Source organism: Geodermatophilus sp. SYSU D00705 (assembly GCF_054050135.1).
In genome coordinates this window covers 1-24,129 of sequence record NZ_JBJGYT010000047.1, presented here as the reverse complement: position 1 = coordinate 24,129, position 24,129 = coordinate 1, and the positions used below count along the sequence as shown (strand labels likewise).

Below are 24,129 nucleotides of genomic sequence, written 5' to 3'. Positions count from 1 at the left end.
GGCCAGGCCACGCCCTGGCCGCCGGCACCCCGACCCGGAAGCCACCATGACGCTGCTGATCTGTCGCACCTGCCCCCGCTATGACCCCCGCGCCACCGGCGAGTTCGGTCGCCGCCTCACCGCGGCCCTGGTCCAGGTCGCCGAGAACGAACCCGACAACCCCATCGCCATCCGCAACGTGCAGTGCCTCGGCGGCTGCCCCGAAGAGGGCGTCGTCGCCGTCGACGCCCCGCAGAAGGCCCGCGTCCGCTTCACCGGTCTCGACGAGTCCGACGCCAAAGCCGTGTACGCCGCCGCCCTGGCCCACGACGCCTGCGCCACCGGCGCCCCCGAGGACTGGGAGATCCCCGCCGAGTTGGCCGACCGGATCAGCTCGGTCACCCTCAAGCGCACCCCACGCTCAGCGGACAGCGACCTCGGCACCGCTCGGCCGGACCCACTCCGCGGACGGCCCACCGGACGCTGGACCCTCGGACCCCGGCCTCGCTGACCTGGCGACCGGGATACCGCTGAGTACCGGTGTCCCCAAGTGGGCCGCTCCGGGACACAAGGCGGCTTCAGGGGCGGTGCCGCTCGCCTTCCTGTCGGCGCTCGTGGGCAATGCTGGCGAGTAGAGCGGCCCCACGAAGGCGGCCATGCTGACTGTCGTCCACCAGGCACCCGCGATGGCCGAGCCTACTCCGATCAGGGCGAAGACAGCGATCAACCACCAGCGCACTGGGCTACGCCACGACAGCCGCTGGGGCGGGTCTGGCGGCAAGGGGCGGCGCGGTTCCCGGACACCTGCATCCCCCTGTCGGTCGCGCAGGCTCACACGGACCACGATCGCGCGTGATGACACCCGCTCGCCGGGTCTGGGCAACTGCTCCGTCACGCGCCAGGGCTGACCGTGGCCCCAGTAGGACGACACCCACTCATCGTTCTCGACCGTGAGTTCCAGGCCCCGCTCCGAACAACGTCGCGCGGCTTCGTCCGGGTGGAGGCCGACCGAGTCGGGGGCGAGAGAGGCGTCGCTCACGAGCGCATGATCCGTCACTTATACGGCACCCCACAGCGGTGACGGTGTCCGTCAGTGGGCCGCCATGGGCGCGCTGAAGGCATCCGGTGACCCATCCCGGGTCACCGGCCGGTCCCGCGTGGCGGACGCCCGGCCGGCCGTACGCCGCAGCAGCGGATCGGCTCGGCGCGGGCGGGGGTCGTGTCACCAGTTGTGGCGCCGGACGTGGCGCACTGCGTGGGGAAACCACCCGGCGGGGGCGGGCATCGGCGCCGGGCCGTCGGCGGGCAGGGTTTCGGGGTCGACACCGACGCCGAGCAGGGTGCGTGTGACCGACTGGGTGGAGTCGAGCAGGTCATCCAGCGCGCGGCTCACGTGCTGCCCGTTGACGGAGGTGAGCACGCCATCCTCGCGCAGGGCTTCCAGCACGGCTCGGCGCAGCAGCTCCTTCAGAAACGACGCGGTCGCGCCGTCGCTACGCTCGACCACCGCCCGGATGTCGGCGTCGGTGAGGCGCAGTGGGACGTGGCGGCCGTAGAGCTCGAGCAGCCGCCGGCGGGCCTCGGCGCCGGGCAGGTCGATCTCGACGGCGACGTCCACCCGGCCGGGGCGGGCGGCCAGCGCGGGTTCGAGCAGGTCGGCTCGGTTGGTGGTCAACAGGAACAGCAGGTCGGCGTCGGCCGCGGCGCCGTCCATCGCATCCAGCAGGTCGAACAGCACCGGGCTGGCGCCGGGACCGAACGATCGGTCGGCGGCGACGAGGTCGACGTCCTCCAGGACGACGACCGCGGGCTGGAGCACACGGGCCAGCTCGGTCACCTCGCCGACCGCTCCCAGCGACCGGCCGGTGAGCACCAGGCGGGTGTACTCGGTCATCCGACCGAGCAGGTAGCCGGCGGTGTGGGTCTTGCCGGTGCCCGGAGGGCCGAAGATCAGCAGACCGCGCTTGAGGTGCTGCCCCGCCGCGACGAGCGCGGCCCGGTGCTCGGCGACCCCCAGGGCGTGCCGCTCGATCCGGTCCAGCACCGGCTCGGGCAGGACGACGTCGTCCCGCCCGATGGTCGGCGGGTCGAGGAAGTCCAGGCCGACCGTGCCCATCGGGGTCAGCGTCACCTCCACCAGCTGCCGTCGGTAGACGCTCAGCCGACGGCTCTCCCGCTCCAGCTCACCCAGCACGGCCTGCGCCTGCCGGACCGGCAGCCCGGCGACCTCGACGGTCAACACGGGCTGTTCCTCGGTGGGCTCCTGCACCATCAACACGTATCGGCCGAGGGCGTCGGTGACCAGCAGCAGTGCCAACCGCAGGCAGGCCAGCGTCGAGTTCGGCCCGTTCGGGAGATCCACCACGCCCGGCGGCGAGAGCCGCAGCGGCGGCAGCATCTCGCCGCTGACCAATTGCTGGAGCGTGATCCCACCGTAGTGCGGTGGCATCGCGATGCCGCGGATCTCGACCCGCCGCCCCGCCTCGGCCGACCAGGCGTCGAGCGCGGTCTGCAGGTTGACGTGCTCGAAGGGCGGCAGCTGCCGGGTGACCACGGACTGTGCTTCGCCGGCCTCTCCGAGCACCTCCCTGACCAGAGCGGCGACCTCGTTGCGCTCACCGCCCTCGGGTGCATGCACCCAGGCCAGCAGGGAACGGAACGCCGCCGCGAACTCCCGAGCCTCGGCCTCCGAGGCCCCACCCGCCCAGCCCTCCGACATGCGGCCACCCACCTCGTCCGGAAATCCCACTGGTGAGCCGGCAGCGTAGGCGACCTCCGGGCGACGACGCGTGCGGATGTCGCGGCGCAGATCGATCGCCTGCGGACCTCCCGGGGCGCCGCTCCGTGACAGAAGGCGGCTTCACGGACACGGTCTCGGGGAGAGGTCGAACGACGACCCGGCGAGCCGCCGAAGCCGCCCGTCAGTCGGTCACGAGCACCCGGCGAACCGTCTGACGGTCTTCAGGCGGTCGGTTCTCGCCGAGCAGACGGTCACGTAACCGGGTGGCCAGGATCGCCGCCTGGGTACGCCGTTCCATGCCCAGCTTGGCCAGCAGGTTGGTGGTGTAGTTCTTCACCGTCTTCTCCGTCAGCCCCATGCGGTCGCCGATCTGGCGGTTGGTGAGCCCCTCGCCGATCAGCCGCAGCACGGTGCGCTCCTGCGGGGTGAGCAGCTCCAGCGGATGGTGCTGCTCGCCGGTGCGTCGGCGGGACGCCGGCGTCGCCTCCTCGTCGAAGACGGTGCCGCCGGAGGCGACCTTGCGCACGGCCGCCACCAGCTCCGGGGCCCGCACCTGCTCGAGCAGGTACCCCGACGCGCCCGCCCGCACGGCCGTGGCCACTGTCTCGCCGTCGGAGCACTTGCTCAGCACCAGGCACCGCAGACCGGGCACGCAGGCCCGCAGCCGTTCACAGACCTCCGCACCGCTGCCGTCGGGCAGCCGCATGCCGACCACGGCGACGTCGGGCCGCACCGCCGGTCCCCGCGCCAGCGCCTGGGCGACCGATCCGGCCTCGCCTACGACCGTGATCGCCGAGTCGCCGGCGAGCACCTGGGCCACCCCGCGGCGGACCATCTCCTGCTCGTCGACCACGAGGACGCGCACAGAGTCCGTGTCCGACGGCACCGTGACCAGCTCCTCTCGCGGCGGCAAACGGAACCGGATCGTCCCCTCCGGCGATGCGGGCCACCCGGGTGAGGGACCGCGGGGCGACCACTCCGCCGCCCCGCGCCTGTGCTCAGCGCGGACCGGGGAGCGGCGGGCCTCGGGCCCCGGCTCCGTGTGCGGCGGGCGGGCCGACTGTTCGACCGTGTCTCCGACAGGAACCGCGCTCCCATGAAAGAAGGGGCGGGCCGGGCGGGTCTACGCGCACGGCGCAGAGTTCGGTGCGATTCGCGCAGACCGCGAGACGTGCACCTGGCCGCGTGGCGTCGCCCCAGGTGCCGGCCCTCAAGAGTGCCGCAGGGTGTGGGCCGGGCCCTCCTCGAACATCTCGCGGTAGGCCGCGGCGAACCGGCTCGGATACAGAAAGCCCCACCGGCCGGCGACCTGGGCCACCGTGACCCTGCCGGGATCGGCGGCCCGCAGGTCGTTGCGGGCTCGCTGCAGCCGCACGTCCCGCAGATAGCGCATCGGCGGAACGCCGACTGAGCGGGCGAACCCGTCCTGCAGGCTCCGCGGGCTCACCGCGACACGGCGGGCCAGCGTCGCCGTCGTCCAGGGGTGCTCCGGCCGGCCGTGCATGAGCTCGATCGCCTGGCGGACCGCCGGCGGGGCGGCCGGAAGACGTGGCTGGGCCAGCGCCTCGCTGTAGTTGTGCGGTTGGGCCAGCAGCAGTCCCTCGATGAGCAGCCTCTCCAGATGGCCCGCCGCCAGAGGGTGGTCGAGCAGGCTCTGCTCGTAGCTCGCCTGCCGTTCGATCAGCCGCACCGCCTCCACCCACGCCCGCCCCGAAGGGCTGGTGACATCCATGGCCGGGGTGAAAGCAATCGGCCCGGGCAGGGGTCGGTCCAGCATCGTCGCGAGCTCCTGCTGCAGGAGCTGACGAGGAAGGACCAGGCAGAACTGCGCGCAGCCTGCGCGCCAGGCGATGTCGGCGGGCAACTCCGGCATGAACATCGCCGCGCGATGAGGCGTGCTCCGGACCTGCTCCAGCAGGCCGGAACGCGACTCCGTCTCGCCGGTGAGCGGCACGTTGACGTGATAGTCCTCCGCCTCGGCCGTGTCGATCCGCAGGTCGTGGCCGAACCGGACGTAGCTGACCGTCACATCACCGACGCGTGTCGCGTTCAGCGTCAGGGCCACGCCCTGGGGGCGCAGCGGCTCGAGCAACCGCATGCGCATCGGCAGGAACGTCGACTGCATCGCCCGGTACGCCTCGTCGAAGTCGGATGTCCGCGCCACCCTGAACCGAGCGAACGGCTCCGCCGTCATGGTCTCCCTCCGCCGCGGCACCCGGTCATCGGACCGCCACCATCTGCACAGCCGAGGGTGCCATCTGGACAGCCCCGTGCGGGAGCTGAACCCGGGCTCTCATGAGCCGACCGTGGCCACAGCGACAAACCTCCGCCCGGGCGCGTGGCCCTGCGCGTCCGTGTCCTCGACCACGACCTGGGTCGTGATCGCTCACGGCCGCCCTCGAGGTTCAGCGGACGAGGTGCCATGGAGCGATCCCCGCCGGGAGAGCGGCATCCACGAGCCGGCCTACCAGGTCAGGGGACGGGATCGTCGCCATGGGGCTCGTGCGCGACTCGGCCGAGGTTCAGCCCGGTGGGGGGGGGGGGGGGGGGGGGGCGGGGGGGCGGGCGCGCGCCCCCCCCCCCCCCCCCCCCCCCCCCCCCCCCCCCCCCCCCCCCCCCCCCCCGCCCCCCCCCCCCCCCCCCCCCCGCCCCCCCCCCCCCCCCCCCCCCCCCCACCAACCGAGAACAGGGTGCTGCGGCGGCGAGCCCCCTCCCACACGTTCGCGTGGGAACGCCGTCGGCCGCATGTGTCCCACAGTCGGCCGCTCTGGGACGGGGACAGGGTCGAGGTCGGGGTCGGGCTCGGTGTGCCCACCAACTCCTGATCCCAGCCGGCTCGCTGTCCCCGTGTGGTCGGCTGACGAAGTCCCGTCGGCGACCTCTCGGCGTGCATCCACCCGGGCCGCGCCCCGCGAAGGTCAGTCGTGGTGTGGCTGACGGAAGAGGAGCGGCACTGGATCATCCAGCCTCTGCTCGATGCAGGTCTGGAGTTGGAGGAGATCTGTGAGCTGGTGTTTCGGCTCAGCTTCGAGATCCTCGTCAACGAGGGACCCAGCGCGCTCGCCGACCTGAGGAACGTCGTCGAGGGTCAGCCCGGGGACATCCAGGCGGCGTGGGTCCGAACGATCGATCGGATGATCACGGTCGGCAGGGAGCCAGTGCGGTGACCGGTCGGCAGAGGAGCTCAGGCACTGCCTTCCTGCAGCACCCTCTCGCTGAGACCGGTCGCCGGCCCCGGAAGCACGTCGCGGCTGTCGCCCGGTGAGCGTTCCCGCGGAGACATCGTCAAGCCGGACGCCTTGCGCTGATGTCCCGGAGCGTCGTTGCGTGGACGTTCACCAGGTCCGGCCCGGGGTGCGGTGGTCTCGCGAGTCGGCCGGGCGGTTCTGTCGCGGACACAGTGCTAGCTGTACTGACCGGAGACGTTGGTCGAGGGTGTGCGATCACAGCGTCTAGCTGACTGATCTTGTGGAGGGAGGACCTCCGGGCGTGGAGTGGAGCTGCTGAAGGCACCCAGTCCACGAGCTCCCGGAGGTCCTCGTGCTCCACGCTAATGCCGCCCTGACTCCACGCCAGCGCCTGCGGCTGGCTCGCCTGGTGGTCGAGGAGGACTGGCCCAAGAACCGGGCCGCGGAGTTCTTCGGCGTCGCCTGGACCACCGCGGATCGGTGGGCCGAGCGGTATCGGGTCGAGGGTGCCGCCGGGATGGCCGACCGTTCCAGCCGGCCGTTCGGTAGCCCGCACAAGACCGATCAGGCCACGACCAAGCGGATCGTGTCGTTGCGCCTGCGCAAGCGCTGGGGCGCGGTGCGGCTGGCCGAGGCGACCGGCGTAGCCGCCTCGACCGCCGGTGCCGTGCTGCATCGCTGCCGGATCAACCGGCTGGCGCAGCTGGAGCGGCGCGAACGGGTGGTGATCCGCTACGAGCACACCGCACCCGGGCAGCTGCTGCACGCCGATGTGAAGAAGCTGGGCAACATCCCCGCTGGCGGCGGCTGGCGGTTTCTCGGCCGCGAGCAGGGCCACGCCAACCGCACCGCCGACGGCGGCCGAGCCCGCAGCAAGTACCGCAACCCGCTGATGCGCCACGGGTTCATCCACGTCGTTCTCGACGACCACTCCCGGCTGGCCTACGCCGAGATCCACGACGACGAGACCAGCGCGACTGCCACTGCGGTGCTGCGCCGGGCGGTGGCCTGGTTCGCAGACCGCGGCGTGGCCGCTCGCCGGGTGCTCACCGACAACGGCGGCTGCTACCGCAGCCGCGACTGGGCCGCCGCCTGCGCCAACCTGGGCATCACTCCGAAACGAACCCGGCCCTACCGGCCCCAGACCAACGGCAAGGTCGAGCGCTTCAACCGCACCATGACCACCGAGTGGGCCTTCGCGCAGTTCTTCGCCAGCGAGACCGACCGCCGGGCGGCCTTTCCTGCTTGGCTACACGCCTACAACCATCACCGGCCCCACACCGGTATCGGCGCTCATCCACCCATCACCCGCTTGACCAACCTGCCCGGTCAGTACAGCTAGCTCCGCAGGTAGGAGGCCCCGTTGACGTCGATGATCGTGCCGGTGGAGAACCGGGCCCCCGGCGAGGCCAGCCACAGCACCGCCGACGCGACCTCCTCGGGCCGGGCCACCCGCCCGTAGGGGGACTGCGCCCGCACCGCGTCGCCGCCGGGCCCGTCGAGCACCTCCCGCGCCATCTCCGTCTGCACGAAGCCCGGGGCCACCGTGCCCACCGCAATGCCGTGCGGCGCGAGGGCGAGCGCCATCGACTGCCCGAAGGCGTTGAGACCGGCCTTGGACGCGCCGTACGCGGGGGTGTCGGGCTCGCCCCGGAAGGCGCCCCGGCTGGAGACGTTGACGATCGCGCCCCCGCCCGCGGCGATCAGGTGCGGCACCGCCCGGAAGGTGGCGTTGGCGGCGCCGACGAGGTTGACCGCCAGCGTCCGCGACCAGGCCTCCTGCCACTGCTCGTAGGAGGTGGCCAGCGGCGGGTGCGCGGTGAACACCCCGGCGTTGTTGACCAGCACCTGCAGCCCGCCCAGGGCCGCGGCGGCGTCGTCCACCATGCCGGCGACCGCCGCGGCGTCGCCGAGGTCGGCCTGCACCAGCACGTGGCCGTCGCCGGGGAGCTCGGCGAGCACCCGCTCGGCCCGCTCCCGCGAGGCGCCCCAGTGGACGGCGACCCGGTCGCCGCGCTCGGCGAAGGCCCGGGCGATGGCGCGGCCGATGCCGCGGGAGCCACCCGTGACCAGGACGGCGCGGGACTCGTCGTCGATCGTCACGCCGGCAGTCAACCAGGGGCGCCGGTCACCACCGACCGCGGTGCACGACCTCGTCGACGCCGCGCCGCCCGCGGCGCAGGGAGGGGGAGCGGCGGTCCTCGGCGCCGGGGTACCCCACCGAGACGCAGCCGACCGGCCGGTGGGTGTCCGGGACCCCGAACGCGGCGCGGAACGCCTCGACCCGCTCGCCGGGGACCCCGAAGAAGCAGGCCCCCAGCCCCTCGTCGACCGCGGTCAGCAGCACCAGCAGCGCCGCCATCCCGGTGTCGACGTCCCAGTAGGGGACCGGCCAGCGGGCCTCGTCACGGTCGGTCCAGCCCTTGTCCGGCTCGGCGTAGCGGTCCAGGTAGGCGGCCTTCGACGACATCGGCACCACCAGCAGCGGCGCCCGGCTCATCCGCACCAGCCAGGGGTCGGGGGTGCCGGGGCCGGTGGTCGCCGCCCAGAACCGCGCCCGCTCCTCGGCGGACTCCAGCACGAGGAACGCCCAGCCCTGGCTGAACCCGGCCGACGGCGCCCGGATCGCGTGCTCCAGCAGGCGCTCGCGCACCTCCGGGGGGACCGGCCGGTCGGGGTCGTAGTCCCGCACCATCCGGCGACGGCGGACGACGTCAGCGAACTCCACGGCGCCCACCCTGCCAGGCGCTCTCCCGGCCCATCGCGACCGATTCGTTATCCGCGAACGCGCAGGTGGAGCGGGCAGTGCCGAAGTTGTCTTCCGCCACGTGCAAGCGCCGGTCCGTCCGCTCGGCGCCGCCCAGGATCTTGTGCGACGCAGTGACGCGCGTCACTGGCACGGCCGGTGACCAGCGGTCCGCCGGCGGCTCCACCCGCACCTCCCAGCTCAGCCCGCACCTGTCTCGAGGCCGACCCAGCAAGGGGAGCAACCACATGAAGAAGAGGACGATCCCGTCCATCCTCCTGGCCACCGCACTCGCGCTGTCCGCGTGCGGCGGTGGCGACACCGGCGACACCGACACCGGCACCCAGGCCGCCGCCGGCGAACCGCAGCAGGGTGGCGAGCTGACCGTCCTCGAGGACGCCGCGTTCGCGGGCAGCTGGCCCACCGGACTGGACCCGGCGTCCAACACCACCGGCGGCGCCAACATCGCGATGATGCAGGCGATCTACGGCGGCCTGTTCCTGCTCCGTGCCGACGACGACGGCTCCAACGCCCGCATCGAGGGCAACCAGGCCGAGAGCGCCGAGCTGTCCGACGACGGGCTCACGCTGACCGTGAAGCTGCGCGACGGCATCCAGTTCAGCGACGGGACGCCGCTTGACGCCGAGGCGGTCAAGTTCAACTGGGAGCGCGCGCTCGCCGCGCCCTGCAGCTGCAAGCCGACCTGGCAGCTGGCCACCGACCCGATCAAGGTGATCGACCCCCTGACGGTGTCGATCACCTTCACCTCGCCCAACGGCGCGGTCATGTCCGGCTTCCCGGCCAGCAACGTCAACTGGATCGCCTCCCCGACGGCGCTGCAGCAGATGGGCGAGGACGCCTTCAAGATCAAGCCCGTCGGCGCCGGCCCCTTCACCGTGGTCGAGAACCAGCTGAGCACCACGCTGGAGCTGGAGCGCAACCCGAACTACTTCAAGGAGGGCCTGCCCTACCTGGACAAGCTCACCTTCCAGTCCATCGGCGGCGACCAGCCCGCGTACCAGGCGCTGCAGGCCGGCCAGGCCCAGGCCTACGAGGGCATGAACACCACCCCGCTGGTCGAGCAGGCGCAGGCCAACGGGCAGATGCAGGTGACCATCCAGGCGGCGACCTCGCCCTACGTCATCCAGCTCAACACCAAGACCGGGCCGTTCACCGACCCGCGGGCCCGTGAGGCGATCTACCGGGCCACCGACTTCGAGGCCATCAACGAGGGCATCTTCGGCGGTGCCTACGAGGTCAGCCAGGGCTTCACCGCGCCGGGCGGCAAGTTCTACGAGCGCGAGGTCGACGGCTACCCGGAGTACGACCTGGACCGCGCCAAGGAGCTGGTGCAGGAGCTGGGCGGCCTGACGGTCAACCTCGGCACGATCAGCAACTACGTCGCCACGCAGATCAACACCGCGCTGCAGACGCAGTGGCAGGAGGCCGGCATCGACGTCACCATCGAGGACTTCCAGCTCTCCGGCCTCGTGGAGTCGTTCAACTCCGGCGAGTGGCAGGCGATGCTGCAGACCGCAGGCGCCTGGGACCCCGCCGCCGGTGTCGGCGTCGGCTTCCGCTTCAACTCCACCTCGCCGTTCAGCGGCATCGCGGACCCGGAGCTGGACGCCCTGCTCAACGAGGCGGCCGGCACGCTGGACGAGGACGGCCGGGCCGACCTGTACCGGCAGGCCGCCGAGCGGATCGCGGACAACTTCTACGCTCCCTTCGGTCTGGCCTTCGCGCCGGCCAACCTCGCCGTGGAGGGCGTGCAGGGTCCGGGTCTGACCACCAAGATCCCGCCGCTGCTGGTCAACTCCGGCGTCATCTGGGACGAGGTCTGGCGCGCCCAGGGCTGACCCGCCCTCTGCTCGCGGGCCCCGGGGAACCGGGGCCCGCGGGACCGCTCATCCCCGGCGGGGACGGCTCCGGCCGTCCCCGCCGGGCCGTTCCGGGCCCCGGGCCCGCAAGGAGGCACCGTGCGCCTGCGCTCGGCCGTGAACCTCGCCGACGTCCGCGAGCTGGCCCGGAGGCGCCTGCCGCGGCCGGTGTTCGACATGGTCGACGGCGGTGCCGACGACGAGCTGACCCTGGCCCGCAACGAGGCCGCCTTCCGGGAGATCCGGCTGCGGCCCCGCGTCCTGGCCGACGTGGCCGACGTCGACCCGTCGGTGCAGCTGTTCGGCCGGCGGGTCTCCCTGCCCGTGCTGCTGGCCCCGACCGGCGGCGGCCGGGTCGCGCACCGCCGGGCCGAGCTGGCCGTCGCCGCCGCCGCGGCCGCCCAGGACACCGTCTACGTGCAGAGCACGGTGACCGGCTACCCGCTGGAGGAGGTGTCCCGCGCCGGCGGGGGCGGGCTCTGGTACCAGCTGTACCTCCCGGCCGCGCGGGAGGAGGTGCCGGCGGCGCTGGAGCGGGTGGCCGCCGCCGGCTACCGGGTGCTGGTGCTGACCGTGGACACGCCCGTGTTCGGCGGCCGCGAGCGCGACCGCCGCAACGGCTTCGCCCTGCCGGTCCGCCCCACGCCGGGGATGCTCCTGCACGGCGCCTCGCGCCCGGCGTGGGCGGTGGAGTTCCTCCGCGGCAACCTGCCCACGCGCCGCGACGGCCGGCTGTCGGCCTGGGCGACGCAGCGGCAGGTCCTCGCCTCGCCGCGGCCGGTGACCTGGGACGACCTGGCGTTCGTCCGCGACCAGTGGGCCGGGCCGCTGGTGGTCAAGGGCGTGCTGCGGCCGGAGGAGGTCCCGCGGCTGCTGGACGCCGGCGTCGACGGGATCGTCGTGTCCAACCACGGCGGGCGGCAGCTGGACGGCGTGCAGGCGACCGTCGAGGCGCTGCCGGCGGTCGTCGCGGCCGCGGCCGGGCGGGTGCCGGTCCTCCTGGACGGCGGCGTGCGGCGCGGCACCGACGTCCTCAAGGCCCTCGCGCTCGGCGCCGCCGCGGTGATGGTCGGCCGCCCCTACCTCTTCGGGCTGGCCGCCGGCGGGCAGGCCGGCGTCGAGCGGGTCCTGGAGCTGCTCCGGGCCGAGCTGCTGCGCGCCATGGCCCTCACCGGCTGCCGCACGCCCGCCGACGTCGACCCCGGTCTCCTCCTCCAGCCGTCCGCCTGAGGACGGGGGACCGGTCCACCGCACGGCGGAAGTGCCGTGGTGACGCCGCTCGCGGCCGACCTAGCGTGACCCGCGGCACACGAGTGGTGCGGGGCCCCCGCGCGGTCCCGCCCGGGGTCCGGCGCCCGGACGGCGCCCGCCGATCGGCGCCCGGTTCCCGGCTCGGTACGAGGAAAGAGGACGAATTGGCCGACATGGTGCGCGCCGCGGTCCAGGTGGGCCCGCGCAAGATCGAGATCCAGGAGTTCCCCCGGCCCCAGGTCGGGCCGGACGACGGCCTCCTCCGCCTGGAGGCCAACGGCCTGTGCGGCAGCGACGTCGAGTTCTACAAGGGCCACGCGCGCCCGGACAGCCCGGCGTTCATCCCCGGCCACGAGCCCATGGGCATCGTCGAGGAGGTCGGCGAGAACGCCGCCAAGCGCTGGGGCGTGCAGCCGGGGGACCGGGTCGCCCTCGAGGTCGTCATCCCGTGCCGCAACTGCTTCGACTGCCTGGTCGGCAACTACCAGGCCTGCCGCAACCGCGTCGGCGGCCACGGCGTCACCCCGATCGACGTCGCGCCGTCGCTGTGGGGCGGGTTCGCCGAGTACATGTACCTGGCCCCGGGGTCCGTCGTCCACAAGATCGACAACAGCCTGCCGGTCGAGGTCGCGGCCATGTACAACTCGATGGGCGCCGGCGTCCGGTGGGCGCTCCACTACGGCCAGGTCCAGCTCGGCGACACCGTCCTCGTGCTCGGCTCCGGCCTGCGCGGCATCGCCGCGGTCATCGCCGCCAAGGCCGCCGGGGCGGGCACGGTCGTGGTCACCGGCCTGGAGGCCGACGCCCACAAGCTGGCGCTGGCCCGGGAGTTCGGCGCCGACCACGCCCTGGTCGTCGACGGCGACGCCGCCGAGGACGTCGTCGAGCGGGTGCAGGACCTGACCGGCGGCCGCGGCGTCGACGTCACCCTGGAGCTGACCCCGATGGCCGCGGGCCCGGTCACCGACGCGCTGCTGGCCACCAAGCACGGCGGGCGCGTCGTCCTCGCCGGCATCAAGGGCAACCGCGAGATCCCCCTGCGCACCGACCTGATCATCAACCGGGCGCTGACCGTCCAGGGCGCGTTCGGCGTCGACGCCAAGGCGATGGCCGAGGCGATCGCGCTCATCGAGTCCCGCCGCTTCCCGCTGGAGCGGCTGCACACCCACACCTTCGGCCTGGACGACACGGCACACGCCATCGAGGTCCTCGCCGGCGAGGTGTCCGGCGAGTCCGCCGTCCACGTCTCCGTCCACCCGAACCTCTGACCGGAGGACCGCATGCTCATCGACACCCACGCCCACCTGCTGCCGTACGACTACCCGGCCGACTCGCCCGAGTGCTTCCCCCGCATGGAGGCCGTGGACGGCGAGACCGCGCGCACGCTGCTGTTCGGGCAGATGCAGTTCAAGGCCAAGGACGTCTTCTTCGACGCCGAGCGCCGCATCGAGGCCATGGACGCCAACGGCGTCGACGTCGAGGTGCTCACCCCGATGCCGCCGCTGCTGCGCTACGACCTCCCCCTGGACGACGGCCTGTCGCTGGCCCGACACGTCAACGAGTTCAGCGCCACCCTGGTGCAGGCCGACCCGACCCGGCTGATCGCCCTGGGCATGGTCCCCATGCAGGACCCGGACGCCGCCACCGCCGAGCTCGCCGCGATCAAGGAGCAGGGCCTCAAGGGCGTCGAGATCGCCTCGAACATCCTGGGCTCCTCGATCGGCCACGAGAAGTTCCTGCCGTTCTTCGCCGAGGTCGAGCGCCTGGGGCTGTCGGTCTTCGTGCACGCGATGCCCTCGCCGACCGAGCGGCTGCCGATGTCGGCCATGGGCACCTACGTCGTCGGCGTCGAGGGCGCCTTCGCGGCGGCCTCCATGGTCACCGGCGGCACCGCGGCCAAGTGCCCCGACCTGCGGATCTCCTTCAGCCACGCGGCCGGCGGCTACCCGCTGATGATCCCGCGCCACCAGTACTTCTGGGGCGGCTCGTGGAACGAGGAGCCGAAGAACCCCGAGCGCGCCGTCATGCCCGACGACGGGCCGTCGCCGCTGGAGTTCGCGCGGCGCTTCTACTACGACTCGCTGGTCTTCGACCGCCGGGCGCTGACCTACCTCATCGACCTGCTCGGCTCCGACCGGCTGCTGGTCGGCTCCGACTTCCCCGCCATGCCGCGCGAGGAGCCGGCCGGCCGCACCCTGAAGTCGATGGGGCTGCCCGAGGACGTCCTCGAGGACATCCTCTGGAACAACGCCTGGCGCTGGCTGGGCATGGCGCCCACCCGCTGAGCCCGCCGGGGGCCCGGGCACCCGCCTGGGCCCCCGCGCTCACGGCCGGCGGCGGACCGCCGGCTGTGCCGACGGCGCGCCCAGGGCGCGGGAGATCCCGCGCGCGGTGGCGTTGAGCACCGGCACGAGGGCCTGCGGCTGCGTCGTGCCGGCCGACACCGTCACCCCGAGGGCGGCGACCACCTCGTCGCCGGCACCCCGCACGGGGACGGCGACGGCCAGCGCGGGCGCCTCCGCGGTCAGCTGGTTCTCGGCGACCGCCACGCCCATGCGCCGCACCTCGGCCAGCGTCCGGCGCAGCGCGGCCGGGTCGGTGATGGTGTGCGGCGTGTACCCCTTCAGCGGGCCGCTCAGGACCTCCTCCTGCACCTCCGGGCCGGCGAAGGCGAGCAGCACCTGCCCGGTCCCCGTCGTGTGCAGCGGCCACCGACCGCCGATCCGGCTCATCAGCCGTACCGCGCCCCGGGCCCGCAGCGCCTCCACGTAGACGACGTCCGTCCCGTCCCGCACGCCCAGCACCACGTTGGCCCGCGTGGCCTGGTGGAGGTCGTCGACGTAGGGGACGGCCACCTCACGCAGCTGGAGACCCTGCGGCGCCAGCGCGCCCAGCTCCAGCAGCCGCAGCCCGATGCCGTAGCGGCCGTCGGCGCCCCGCTCGAGGGCGCCCCAGTTCTTGAGCTCCCCGACCAGGCGGTGGGTCGTGGTGAGCGACAGCCCCGACCGCCGGCTGATCTCGCTGAGCGTGAGGGAGGCGTGCGCCGGGCCGAACGCGTCCAGCACCGCCAGCACGCGGCCGGCGGCCGTCGCCGACCCGCCGGCGTGCCCGGCCAGCCGGGTCGCTGACGAGCGGTCGCTTCCCGCAGCCGGGCGGAGCTGTCTGGTCATGGCCCCAGCTTCGCTCCCGGCGGCGTCCGTGACGAGCGGACCGGCCCGTGTCCGCGGTGTGGCGACCGCCACGCCGGAGCACCGAGGAGGGCGCTGCCCGGGTCACGGCAGCCACACCGGCCCCGTGCGTGCCCGAGCCCCGGAGCGGACCGGGCAGTCCGCTCCGCAGCCCCGAAGTTGTCTTCCGCGGGGCGAAAGCGGCGGGGTCTCCGGGCAGGTCGCTCGCGGAATCTGGTCAGGCCTCGCGTGACCCCCATCACTGCGGGTGCCCACGTCCCTGACGGCCCGAGCGAGTCCCTCCGGACTGCTCACACCGTCCAGCCCGATCCACCCAGGCCCCAAGGGGAGCACCTACATGAAGCAACGGACGATCCTGTCCCTTCTCACCGCCGCGGCGCTGGCGCTGTCGGCCTGTGGCGGTGGCGGCGACAGTGGAGGGTCCGCCTCCGGCAGCACCGGGGGACCGGTGGGCGAGCCGCAGTCGGGCGGCGAGCTGACCGTCCTGGAGGACGCAGCGTTCGCGGGCAGCTGGCCGGCCGGCCTCGACCCCGCGACGAACACCACCGGTGGCTCGAACATCGCGATGCAGCAGGCCATCTTCGGTGGCCTGTTCCTGCTCCGCGCCGACGACGACGGCTCCAACGCCCGCGTCGAGGGCCACCAGGCCGAGAGCTACGAGCTGTCCGAGGACGGGACGAGCTTCACCGTCAAGCTCCGCGACGGCATCCAGTTCAGCGACGGCACGCCGCTGGACGCCGAGGCGGTCAAGTTCAACTGGGAGCGGGCGCTGGCGAACGCGTGCACCTGCAAGCCGAACTGGCCGCTGGCCGAGGGCGGCATCCAGGTCGTCGACCCGCTCACCGTCTCCCTCACCTTCAGCCGGCCGTTCCCGGCGATCCTGGCCTCCTTCCCGACCAGCAACGTCAACTGGATCGCGTCCCCGACTGCCCTGGAGCAGATGGGCGAGGACGCCTTCAAGATCAAGCCCGTCGGTGCCGGCCCCTTCACCGTGGTCGAGAACCAGCTGAGCTCGGTCCTGGAGCTGGAGAAGAACCCGAACTACTTCAAGGAGGGCCTGCCCTACCTGGACAAGCTCACCTTCCAGTCGATCGGCGGCGACCAGCCCGCCTACCAGGCCCTGCAGGCGGGGCAGGCGCAGGCCTACGAGGGGCTCAACACCACCCCGCTGCTCGAGCAGGCGCAGGCCAACGGGCAGCTGCAGGTGACCATCCAGCCGGCCACCTCGCCCTACGTCATCCAGCTGAACACCGAGATCGCGCCGTTCAACGACCCGCGGGCTCGTGAGGCGATCTACGCGGCCACCGACTTCGAGGCCATCAACGAGGGCATCTTCGGCGGCAACTACGAGGTCAGCCAGAACTTCACCGCCCCGGGCGGCAAGTTCTACATGCCGGAGACCGAGGGCTACCCGGAGTACGACGTGGACCGGGCCAAGGAGCTCGTGCAGGAGCTGGGTGGCCTGACGGTCAACCTGGGGACGATCAGCAACTACGTCGCGACGCAGATCAACACCGCCCTGCAGACGCAGTGGCAGGAGGCCGGCATCGAGGTCACGATCGAGGACTCCCAGCTGTCGGGCGTGATCCAGAAGTTCACCGGTGGTCAGTGGCAGGCGATGCTGCAGACCGCGGGTGCCTGGGACCCGGCCGCCGGTGTCGGCGTCGGCTTCCGGTTCAATTCCGGCGTCCCCTACAGCGGGGTCAACGACCCGGCGCTGGACCAGCTGCTGAACGACGCGTCCGCGACCATCGACGAGGCGCAGCGTGAGGACCTGTACCGGCAGGCCGCCGAGCTGATCGCGGAGAACCACTACGCGCCGTTCGGCCTGGCCTTCGCGCCGGCCAACCTCGCCGCCGCCGGCGTGCACGGCCCGGGCCTGACCACCAAGATCCCGCCGCTGCTGGTGAACACGGGCGTGATCTGGGACGAGGTCTGGCGGGAGCAGTGACCGCCACGGCAGCCACCCCGCGGGTCCCGGCGCACAGCCGGGGCCCGCGGGCCTCCCGCCTCACCCGGGTCACCGGGTCGCCGGTCCTCCGGCTGGTCGTCAAGCGCCTGCTGATGGCCATCCCGATCATGCTGGGCGTCACGGTCCTGACGTTCTGGGTGCTCAGCCTGATCCCCGGCAACGCCGCCCAGCAGCTGCTGGGCCCGGAGGCCACCCCCGAGGACATCGCGCTGCTCGAGCAGCAGCTCGGCCTCGACAAGCCCGGGGTGGTCCGCTACCTCGAGTGGCTGCAGGGCGCCGTCACCGGTGACCTGGGGAACTCCCTGGTCAGCCGCCAGCCGGTCAGCGACATCCTCGCCGACCGCCTGCCGGTCACCGGCGAGCTCGTGCTCCTGGCCTTCGTCGTCTCGCTCGTGCTGGCCGTGCCGGTGGCCCTTCTCGCCGCCCACAAGCCGGGCGGGCTCATGGACCGCATCAGCATGATGATCAGCACCCTCGGGCTGTCGGTCGCCAACTACGTGCTGGCGCTGCTCCTGGTGCTCGTGTTCGCCGTCTCGCTCGGCTGGCTGCCGGCCATCGGCTACACCCCGCTGGAGGACGGGCTCTGGGCCAACCTGCGCGGGATGATCCTGCCGTCGGCGGCGATCGGCTTCCCGCTGTTCTGCTACTACACCCGGTTCCTCCGTGGGGACCTGGTCGACCAGATGCAGCAGGAGGAGTACGTCACCACCGCCCGCGCCAAGGGCGTCGGCTCCTGGGCGGTGCTGATCAAGCACGCGTTCCGGAACTCGTCCTTCGGCCTGATCACGATCGTCGGCCTGAACCTGGGCGCGCTCATCGGCGGCACCGTGATCATCGAGCAGATCTTCGCCCTGCCCGGCATCGGCCAGATGCTGCTGCAGGCCATCAACACCCGTGACTTCGTCGTCGTGCAGGCCGCGGTCGTGATCTTCGCGCTGGTCGCGGTGGTCGCCAACCTCGTCGTGGACCTGCTCTACGCCGTCCTGGACCCGAGGATCCGTTATGGCAGTCGTTGAGCCTGCCCCGTCGTTCTCCCTCAGCCCGGAGGTCGACGAGGCCGAGGCACGGGCCGGTGGCCGCAGCCGACGCTGGCGCAGCCAGCTCGGCACGTGGATCCCGGCCGGCCTCATCGCGTTCGTGCTGATCGCCTGCTTCCTGGGCCCGACCCTGCTGTCGCTGCCGAGCCCGGTCGGCGGGAACGTGCTGGAGAGCAACCAGCCGGCGCTCTCGCCGGGGCACATCCTGGGCACCGACCCCAACGGCAACGACATCCTGTCGCGGCTGCTCAACGGCGGTCAGTCGTCGCTGTGGATCGCGGTCGCGGTGAACCTGCTCGGCCTGGTGGTCGGCGGGACGCTCGGCGCGCTGTCGGGCTACGTCGGCGGCTGGGTCGACACGATCATCATGCGCGTCCTCGACGTGCTGATCGCGTTCCCGTCGCTGGTGCTCACCCTGGCGGTGGCGCAGGCGCTCGGCCCCAGCATGACGAACACGATCTTCGCCCTGGCGTTCTTCAGCGTCCCGGCGTTCGCCCGGCTCGCCCGCTCGGCGGTGCTGCGCCTGCGGGAGATGCCGTTCATGGCGGCCGCCCAGCTGGCCGGGACGTCGCCGTGGCGGATGCTGTTCAAGCACCTGGCGCCCAACATCGCCCCGCAGCTGATCACCTTCGGGATGCTGGGCATGGGCATCGTGATCATCATCGAGGGCGCGCTGAGCTTCCTCGGTCTCGGCATCCCGGACCCGGCCCCGAGCTGGGGCAACATGGTCTCCACGGGCCAGTTGAGCCTGTCGGCGACGCCGATGCTGGTCGTCTGGCCCAGCGTGGCCCTGCTGGTCACCGTCCTCGCCTTCAACCTGCTCGGCGAGAACCTGCGTGCACGTTGGAGTGGTCGATGAGCAGCAAGCGCACGGCGGCCTTCCCCACGGAGGACACCATCGTGTCCGAGGGCGTCATCGCCCCCGACACCGCCGGCCGGCACCGCCCTGCCGCGGCGGCCACCCCGGGCGAGCCGCTGCTGGTGGTCGAGGACCTCCGGGTCCAGTTCACCCGCGGCGGGCGGAAGATCAACGCCGTCAACGGGCTGTCCTACGAGCTGGCCCCCGGCTCGATGCTGGCCATCATCGGTGAGTCCGGGTCGGGCAAGAGCGTCAGCTCCCGGGCCCTGATGGGGCTGCTGCCGCCGACGGCCAGGATCTCCGGCTCGGTGCGGTTCGACGGCCGCGACCTGCTCGGCCTCGACGAGCGGGAGATGCAGGCGCTGCGCGGTGGCGACATCGCGATGGTCTTCCAGGACCCGGCCCGCTCGCTGAACCCGACGATGAAGATCGGTGCACAGATCACCGAGGCGGTCCGGCTGCACAGCGACCTCGACAAGAAGGGCGCCCACGCCCGCGCGGTCGAGCTGCTCAAGCTGGTGCGGCTGCCCGCGGCCGAGCGGCGCTTCCACGAGTACCCGCACCAGCTCTCCGGCGGCATGCGCCAGCGCGTCATGATCGCGATCGCGCTGGCCGGCGAGCCGCGGCTGCTCATCGCCGACGAGGCCACCACCGCCCTCGACGTCACGACGCAGGCCCAGATCATGGAGCTCCTCGTCGAGCTGCAGCAGCGGCTCGGCATGGCGGTGATCATGATCAGCCACGACCTCGGGCTGGCGGCCAGCTACGCCCAGGACGTCGTCGTCATGTACGCCGGGCGGGCCGTGGAGTACGCCCCGACGAACGTGCTGTTCGCCAACGTCCGGATGCCGTACACCCACGCGCTGCTGGGGGCCATCCCGGCGCTGGACCGCGAGCCGCACTCGCTGTTCGAGGTCACCCCCGGCCAGCCGCCGGACCTCTCGGCGCTGCCCAAGGGCTGCCCCTTCCGGCCGCGGTGCTCCAACGCCACCGACAAGTGCCTGGAGATGCCGCCCTTCACCGAGCACGACCCCGACCACTGGTTCGCCTGCTGGCACCCGGTCGGTTCGGGCACCGGCAAGCACACCGCGAACGGAGAACAGCGATGACCGCGGTCGAGGAGCGCACGGCGGGGGACCGGTCGGGTGCCCGCACCCCGCTGCTGCGGGCCCGCAACCTGGTGCAGGAGTTCCCCGTGCAGGCCGCGGGGGGCGTCAAGGGGGGCGTGGTGCACGCGGTGTCGGACGTGTCGTTCGACATCTACCGCGGCGAGACCCTCGGCGTGGTGGGGGAGACCGGCTCCGGCAAGTCCACCCTGGCCCGCTCGGTGATCCAGCTGCCCCGCCCCAGGTCCGGCGTCGTGGAGTTCCAGGGCACGGACCTGATGAAGGCCGGCCGCAAGGAACTCAAGGAGTCCCGCCGGCAGATGCAGATGGTCTACCAGGACCCGTTCGGCTCGCTGAACCCGCGCTGGCGGGTGAGCGAGCTGGTCGAGGAGCCGCTGGTCGGGCACGGCCAGGGCAACGCCTCCACCCGCAAGCGGCGGGTCGAGGAGCTGCTCGACCTCGTCGGGCTGGACCCCTCCCAGTACGCCAAGCGGCGCCCGTTCGAGCTCTCCGGCGGCCAGTGCCAGCGCGTGGCCATCGCCCGCGCCGTCGCCCTGGAGCCCGCGCTCATCGTGGCCGACGAGGCGGTCTCCTCGCTGGACGTGCTGATCCAGGCGCAGGTGCTCAACCTCTTCGAGAAGCTGCGCCGCGAGCTGAACCTCTCCTACCTGTTCATCGCCCACGACCTGGCGATGGTCAAGCAGGTCAGCGACCGGGTGGCGGTCATGTACCTCGGGCAGCTGGCCGAGATCGGCCCGGCCGAGGGCATGTACCGCCAGCCGCTGCACCCCTACACGTCGGCCCTGCTCGACTCCATCCCGCGCGTGGACCCGGTCACCGGCGCCGCGCACCGGCCCGTCGCGCTGCCGGGCGAGCCGCCGTCGCCGATCGACCCGCCCAGCGGCTGCCGGTTCCGCACCCGCTGCCCGCGGGCGCAGCTCAAGTGCGCCGAGGAGGCGCCGCAGCTGCTCGAGCGGCTGCCCGGCCACCAGGTGGCCTGCCACTTCCCGCTGGACGTCGTCGACGCCGACCTGCCGCCGAAGCCGGCCGGTGCCACGCTCGCCCCGCCGCCGGTGCCGGCCCAGCCCGCCGCGCCGACCCGGCCCGCTCCGCAGCAGGCCCTGTGACCCAGGAGGAGGGGTACGTGTTCGACAGCATCGTGGACCCGACCGTGGGGGCGCCCGGCGACGACCGCGGCCGCACGGCGCTGGCCACGCGGCCGGCCCAGCTGTCGGGCCTCCGGCTCGGGCTGCTGGTGAACACCAAGCGCAACGCCGCCGACTTCCTCGAGGAGCTGTCGGCGTTGCTGGAGTCCGAGCACGGCGTGCGGACCGTGCTCACCCGGACCAAGCCGAGCATCGTGCACCCGGCCCCGGCCGAGATGCTCGAGGAGTTCCGCGGCGAGACCGACGTCGTCGTCGTGGGCGTCGGGGACTGCGGGTCCTGCAGTGCCTCCGCCGTGGCCGACGGGCTGCAGCTGGAGGCGGCCGGCATCCCCGCCGCCGTCATCTGCAGCGACGCCTTCCGCGTCAGCGCCGACGCGATGGCCAACCTGCAGGGGACGCCGGGCTACGAGTACGTCACCACCGCGCACCCGGTGGCGAGCCTGTCCCGCGAGGGCGTCCGCGAACGCGCCGTCCAGGCGCTGCCGGAGATCGTCGGCATGCTGACCCGCTCGTCGGCGGCGGTGGCCTCGTGACCACGGTCGAGGACCCGGTGCGGACGGCGAAGGAGGCCATCCGGTACTGCTACGAGCAGGGCTGGACCGACGGCCTGCCGGTCGTCCCCGCCACGGCCGAGGACGTCGAGGAGTTCCTCGCCACCACCGACCGCGACCCCGACGAGATCATCGGTGCCCAGGAGCACCTGGGCCGCCGGGTGACCCTCCGGCAGGCCGCGGTCAACGCGATCATGGCCGGGTGCGAGCCGGAGTACTTCCCCGTGGTGCTGGCCGCGTGGGACGCCCTCAACGGTGAGCCGTCCACCAACGGCGGCGCCTGGCAGTCCACCAGTGGTCCCGCGCCGCTGCTCGTGGTCAACGGCCCGGTGCGCCGGCGGCTGGGCATCAACTGCGCCGGCGGCGTGTTCGGGCCGGGCTTCCGGGCCAACGCCACCATCGCGCGGGCCATCGGGCTGATCGTGCGCAACGGCTACGGCATCAAGCCGCAGGAGCTGGAGCAGGCCACCCAGGGCGTGCCCGGCCGGTGGCAGCTGCTCATCGGCGAGAACGAGGAGCTCTCGCCGTGGGAACCGTTCAGCGCCGTCGGCGGACTCGAGCCCGGCGTCGACGCGGTGTCGGCGATGCTCATCCGGTGCTGCGAGTACGTCGACAACCGGCACACCGAGAGCGCCGAGGCGGTCCTGCGGGACTTCGCCGACTCGCTGGCCCGCATGGGCGCCTACCTGGGCCTCCGGCACTCCACCGGTGGTCTGGTGCTCGGGCCCGAGCACGCCAACGTGCTGGCCGATGCCGGGTACAGCCGGGCCGACGTCCAGCAGTGGCTCTTCGAGCACGCCACCCGCAGCCACCGCGAGCTCGTCGCGGCCGGCAAGGCCGGCGGCCCCGGCGGTCCCGCCGAGACCGACGAGGCGTTCCCGATGATGCCCTCACCCGCGGAGATCCCCGTCATCGTCGCCGGGGCGGCCAACGCCGCGATCTCCATGGTCTTCCGTCCGTTCGGCTGGGCCACGTGGTCCGGTCGCTCGGTGCCCGTCCGCTGGTCGGCCCAGTCCCGGCCGACCACCCTCCAGGAGGTGTCCCCGTGACCATCGACCAGGCGCAGCTGGACCAGCTGAAGCAGACCCTGCAGGCCGACGACTACCGGCTCGACGTCGACGTGCAGGGCGACTCGGCGAACGTCGCCATCGTCGCCGGGCCCGACGCGTGCGAGGAGTGCCTCGTGCCCAAGCCGCTCATGCAGTCGATGCTCGCCCCGGTGCTCGGGGTGCAGCCGGAGAGCATCCGGCTGACCTACCCGGCCGACAAGGGCTGAGCGACCGGCTCCACCCGGTGACACCGGCGGGTCCACTCCCGCCGCGACACCCACCCCACGGACCCGTGGGCGCGGCGCAGTCCGCCCACGGGTCCGTGGCGTGCCCGCGAGACGAGCGGGCTCCCCAGGACCGCTGCGGCCCCGGCCGCAGCCCGGCACGACGGAAACGGAGCACGGACGTGGAGATCTCCCTGGAGGGGAAGGTCGCGCTGGTCACCGGCGTCGGCCCCAACATCGGCAGCGGCATCGCCCTGGCGCTGTCCCGGTACGGCGCCAAGGTCGCTTGCAACGACGTCGACGACGACGTCATCAAGACCGCGATCACGCGGATCGAGCGCAACGGCGGCGAGGCGATGGCCGCGCCGGGCGACGTCACCGACGAGAGCGCGGTGCAGGGCTACGTCGACGCCGTCCTCGAGCGGTGGGGGCGCATCGACATCCTCGTGAACAACGCCGCCATGCTCGGCGGCAAGGGCGTGCTCGACGAGGACGCGGGCACCTTCGAGCGGTCGATCAAGGTCTCCGGCCTCGGCTACTTCCTCAACACCAAGATCGTCGGCCGGGCCATGGCCGAGCGGGGCATCCGCGGCTCGATCGTGTGCATCTCGTCGTCCAACGGCTGGAACGGGTCGGCGGGCGTCATCGCCTACGCGTTCAACAAGGGCGGGGTGAACAACTTCGTCCGCGCCGCCGCCATGGACCTCGCGCCCTACGGCATCCGGGTCAACAGCTACACGCCCACCGCCCCCACCATCGACAACCCCGAGCTGCTCGCCGAGCTGGCGGCCCAGGGCCGCCCGGCGGACATGCTCAACGCCGGCCGCAAGGGCGGCGGCCTCGGCGGCAACACAGGGGACGAGCCGTGGCGCCGTCCCGCCCGCTGGAGCGGGGAGCGCCCGCCGCTGGTCCCCATGGGCAGCACCGGGACGCCGACCGACATCGGCCACGCGGTCGCGTGGCTGTGCTCGGACTACGCGCGGCTGATCACCGGCACCGACCTCGTCGTCGACGGCGGCGCCCGGGCCAAGAACTTCGCCTACTTCCCGGCCGACCCCGAGGACCTCGCCGGGCCGGTCCCGCTGATCCCCCTGGACGAGACCCCCGCCCCCTGATCCGGACGGGCGCCGTGGGGGCCCCCGGCGGCCCCCCGCGGGCGGGGGGGGGGGGCGGGGGGGGGGGGGGGCGGGGGC

The 24,129-nt window shown here is 73.0% G+C and carries 22 protein-coding genes; 16 read left to right on the top strand and 6 right to left on the bottom strand.

All coding sequences use genetic code 11. The annotated features are described in order from the left end of the window. A partial coding sequence (locus ACI78Q_RS22140; RefSeq protein ID WP_456925621.1) for a DUF1636 family protein occupies window positions 1–490 on the top strand: 490 nt, incomplete at its 5' end. Window positions 491–1,201: 711 nt separating this feature from the next. On the opposite strand, the gene ACI78Q_RS22135 is transcribed toward ACI78Q_RS22140, so the two are convergent. The 3 genes from ACI78Q_RS22135 to ACI78Q_RS22125 form a co-directional block, all read right to left on the bottom strand. After that, entirely contained in the window at window positions 1,202–2,698 is a 1,497-nt protein-coding gene (locus ACI78Q_RS22135; RefSeq protein WP_456925620.1) for an AAA family ATPase, read from the bottom strand. 202 nt (window positions 2,699–2,900) lie between these two features. Continuing rightward, entirely contained in the window at window positions 2,901–3,605 is a 705-nt protein-coding gene (locus tag ACI78Q_RS22130) for a response regulator (RefSeq protein WP_456925619.1), read from the bottom strand. A gap of 324 nt (window positions 3,606–3,929) precedes the next feature. After that, complete coding sequence (locus ACI78Q_RS22125; RefSeq protein WP_456925618.1) at window positions 3,930–4,913, bottom strand: AraC family transcriptional regulator; 984 nt, start codon at window positions 4,911–4,913, stop codon at window positions 3,930–3,932. 730 nt (window positions 4,914–5,643) lie between these two features. Between ACI78Q_RS22125 and ACI78Q_RS22120 the strand changes: the two genes are divergently transcribed. Beyond that, window positions 5,644–5,886, top strand: a complete 243-nt coding sequence (locus ACI78Q_RS22120; RefSeq protein WP_456925617.1) for a hypothetical protein — start codon at window positions 5,644–5,646, stop codon at window positions 5,884–5,886. A 373-nt stretch (window positions 5,887–6,259) separates the two neighbouring features. Continuing rightward, window positions 6,260–7,249 (top strand): IS481 family transposase, encoded by a 990-nt coding sequence (locus ACI78Q_RS22115; RefSeq protein WP_456925616.1) that lies wholly within the window; start codon window positions 6,260–6,262, stop codon window positions 7,247–7,249. Here the strand turns inward: ACI78Q_RS22115 and ACI78Q_RS22110 are convergent. Both ACI78Q_RS22110 and ACI78Q_RS22105 read right to left on the bottom strand, forming a co-directional pair. After that, a complete protein-coding gene (locus ACI78Q_RS22110; protein WP_456925615.1) occupies window positions 7,246–8,010 on the bottom strand; it encodes an SDR family NAD(P)-dependent oxidoreductase in 765 nt (254 codons plus the stop codon). The genes ACI78Q_RS22115 and ACI78Q_RS22110 overlap by 4 nt on opposite strands. A gap of 25 nt (window positions 8,011–8,035) precedes the next feature. Next, on the bottom strand, window positions 8,036–8,635 hold the full coding sequence (locus tag ACI78Q_RS22105) for a nitroreductase family protein (RefSeq protein ID WP_456925614.1): 600 nt from the start codon (window positions 8,633–8,635) through the stop codon (window positions 8,036–8,038). Between the two features lie 266 nt (window positions 8,636–8,901). Here ACI78Q_RS22105 and ACI78Q_RS22100 point away from each other — a divergent pair, with 266 nt between their 5' ends. The 4 genes from ACI78Q_RS22100 to ACI78Q_RS22085 all read left to right on the top strand — a co-directional run bounded on the left by ACI78Q_RS22100 (window position 8,902) and on the right by ACI78Q_RS22085 (window position 14,069). Beyond that, on the top strand, window positions 8,902–10,512 hold the full coding sequence (locus tag ACI78Q_RS22100; RefSeq protein ID WP_456925613.1) for an ABC transporter substrate-binding protein: 1,611 nt from the start codon (window positions 8,902–8,904) through the stop codon (window positions 10,510–10,512). Between the two features lie 120 nt (window positions 10,513–10,632). Next, complete coding sequence (locus ACI78Q_RS22095; protein WP_456925612.1) at window positions 10,633–11,763, top strand: alpha-hydroxy acid oxidase; 1,131 nt, start codon at window positions 10,633–10,635, stop codon at window positions 11,761–11,763. 194 nt (window positions 11,764–11,957) lie between these two features. After that, window positions 11,958–13,052, top strand: coding sequence for a zinc-dependent alcohol dehydrogenase (locus ACI78Q_RS22090; RefSeq protein WP_456925622.1), 1,095 nt, complete (start codon window positions 11,958–11,960; stop codon window positions 13,050–13,052). A gap of 12 nt (window positions 13,053–13,064) precedes the next feature. Then, window positions 13,065–14,069, top strand: a complete 1,005-nt coding sequence (locus ACI78Q_RS22085; protein WP_456925611.1) for an amidohydrolase family protein — start codon at window positions 13,065–13,067, stop codon at window positions 14,067–14,069. Between the two features lie 39 nt (window positions 14,070–14,108). Here the strand turns inward: ACI78Q_RS22085 and ACI78Q_RS22080 are convergent, their stop codons facing one another. Next, window positions 14,109–14,954, bottom strand: coding sequence for an IclR family transcriptional regulator (locus ACI78Q_RS22080; protein ID WP_456925610.1), 846 nt, complete (start codon window positions 14,952–14,954; stop codon window positions 14,109–14,111). A gap of 355 nt (window positions 14,955–15,309) precedes the next feature. On the opposite strand from ACI78Q_RS22080, the gene ACI78Q_RS22075 reads away from it, so the two are divergent. The 9 genes from ACI78Q_RS22075 to ACI78Q_RS22035 all read left to right on the top strand — a co-directional run bounded on the left by ACI78Q_RS22075 (window position 15,310) and on the right by ACI78Q_RS22035 (window position 24,051). Beyond that, window positions 15,310–16,923, top strand: coding sequence for an ABC transporter substrate-binding protein (locus tag ACI78Q_RS22075; protein WP_456925609.1), 1,614 nt, complete (start codon window positions 15,310–15,312; stop codon window positions 16,921–16,923). Beyond that, entirely contained in the window at window positions 16,920–17,960 is a 1,041-nt protein-coding gene (locus ACI78Q_RS22070; RefSeq protein WP_456925608.1) for an ABC transporter permease, read from the top strand. Before ACI78Q_RS22075 ends, ACI78Q_RS22070 begins: the two co-directional genes overlap by 4 nt. Beyond that, window positions 17,947–18,840, top strand: a complete 894-nt coding sequence (locus ACI78Q_RS22065) for an ABC transporter permease (RefSeq protein WP_456925607.1) — start codon at window positions 17,947–17,949, stop codon at window positions 18,838–18,840. Before ACI78Q_RS22070 ends, ACI78Q_RS22065 begins: the two co-directional genes overlap by 14 nt. Further along, the gene (locus ACI78Q_RS22060) at window positions 18,837–19,949 is read left to right on the top strand and encodes an ABC transporter ATP-binding protein (protein ID WP_456925606.1); all 1,113 of its coding nucleotides are present in this window, start codon (window positions 18,837–18,839) and stop codon (window positions 19,947–19,949) included. Before ACI78Q_RS22065 ends, ACI78Q_RS22060 begins: the two co-directional genes overlap by 4 nt. Then, a complete protein-coding gene (locus ACI78Q_RS22055; RefSeq protein WP_456925605.1) occupies window positions 19,946–21,073 on the top strand; it encodes an ABC transporter ATP-binding protein in 1,128 nt (375 codons plus the stop codon). Before ACI78Q_RS22060 ends, ACI78Q_RS22055 begins: the two co-directional genes overlap by 4 nt. Window positions 21,074–21,090: 17 nt before the next feature. Beyond that, the gene (locus ACI78Q_RS22050) at window positions 21,091–21,645 is read left to right on the top strand and encodes a UGSC family (seleno)protein (RefSeq protein ID WP_456925604.1); all 555 of its coding nucleotides are present in this window, start codon (window positions 21,091–21,093) and stop codon (window positions 21,643–21,645) included. After that, window positions 21,642–22,712 (top strand): hypothetical protein, encoded by a 1,071-nt coding sequence (locus ACI78Q_RS22045; RefSeq protein WP_456925603.1) that lies wholly within the window; start codon window positions 21,642–21,644, stop codon window positions 22,710–22,712. The genes ACI78Q_RS22050 and ACI78Q_RS22045 overlap by 4 nt, the downstream gene beginning before the upstream one ends. Further along, window positions 22,709–22,939: a hypothetical protein gene (locus tag ACI78Q_RS22040; RefSeq protein ID WP_456925602.1), complete on the top strand. Its 231-nt coding sequence runs from the start codon at window positions 22,709–22,711 to the stop codon at window positions 22,937–22,939. Before ACI78Q_RS22045 ends, ACI78Q_RS22040 begins: the two co-directional genes overlap by 4 nt. 179 nt (window positions 22,940–23,118) lie before the next feature. After that, a complete protein-coding gene (locus ACI78Q_RS22035; protein ID WP_456925601.1) occupies window positions 23,119–24,051 on the top strand; it encodes an SDR family NAD(P)-dependent oxidoreductase in 933 nt (310 codons plus the stop codon). Window positions 24,052–24,129: the final 78 nt, after the last annotated feature.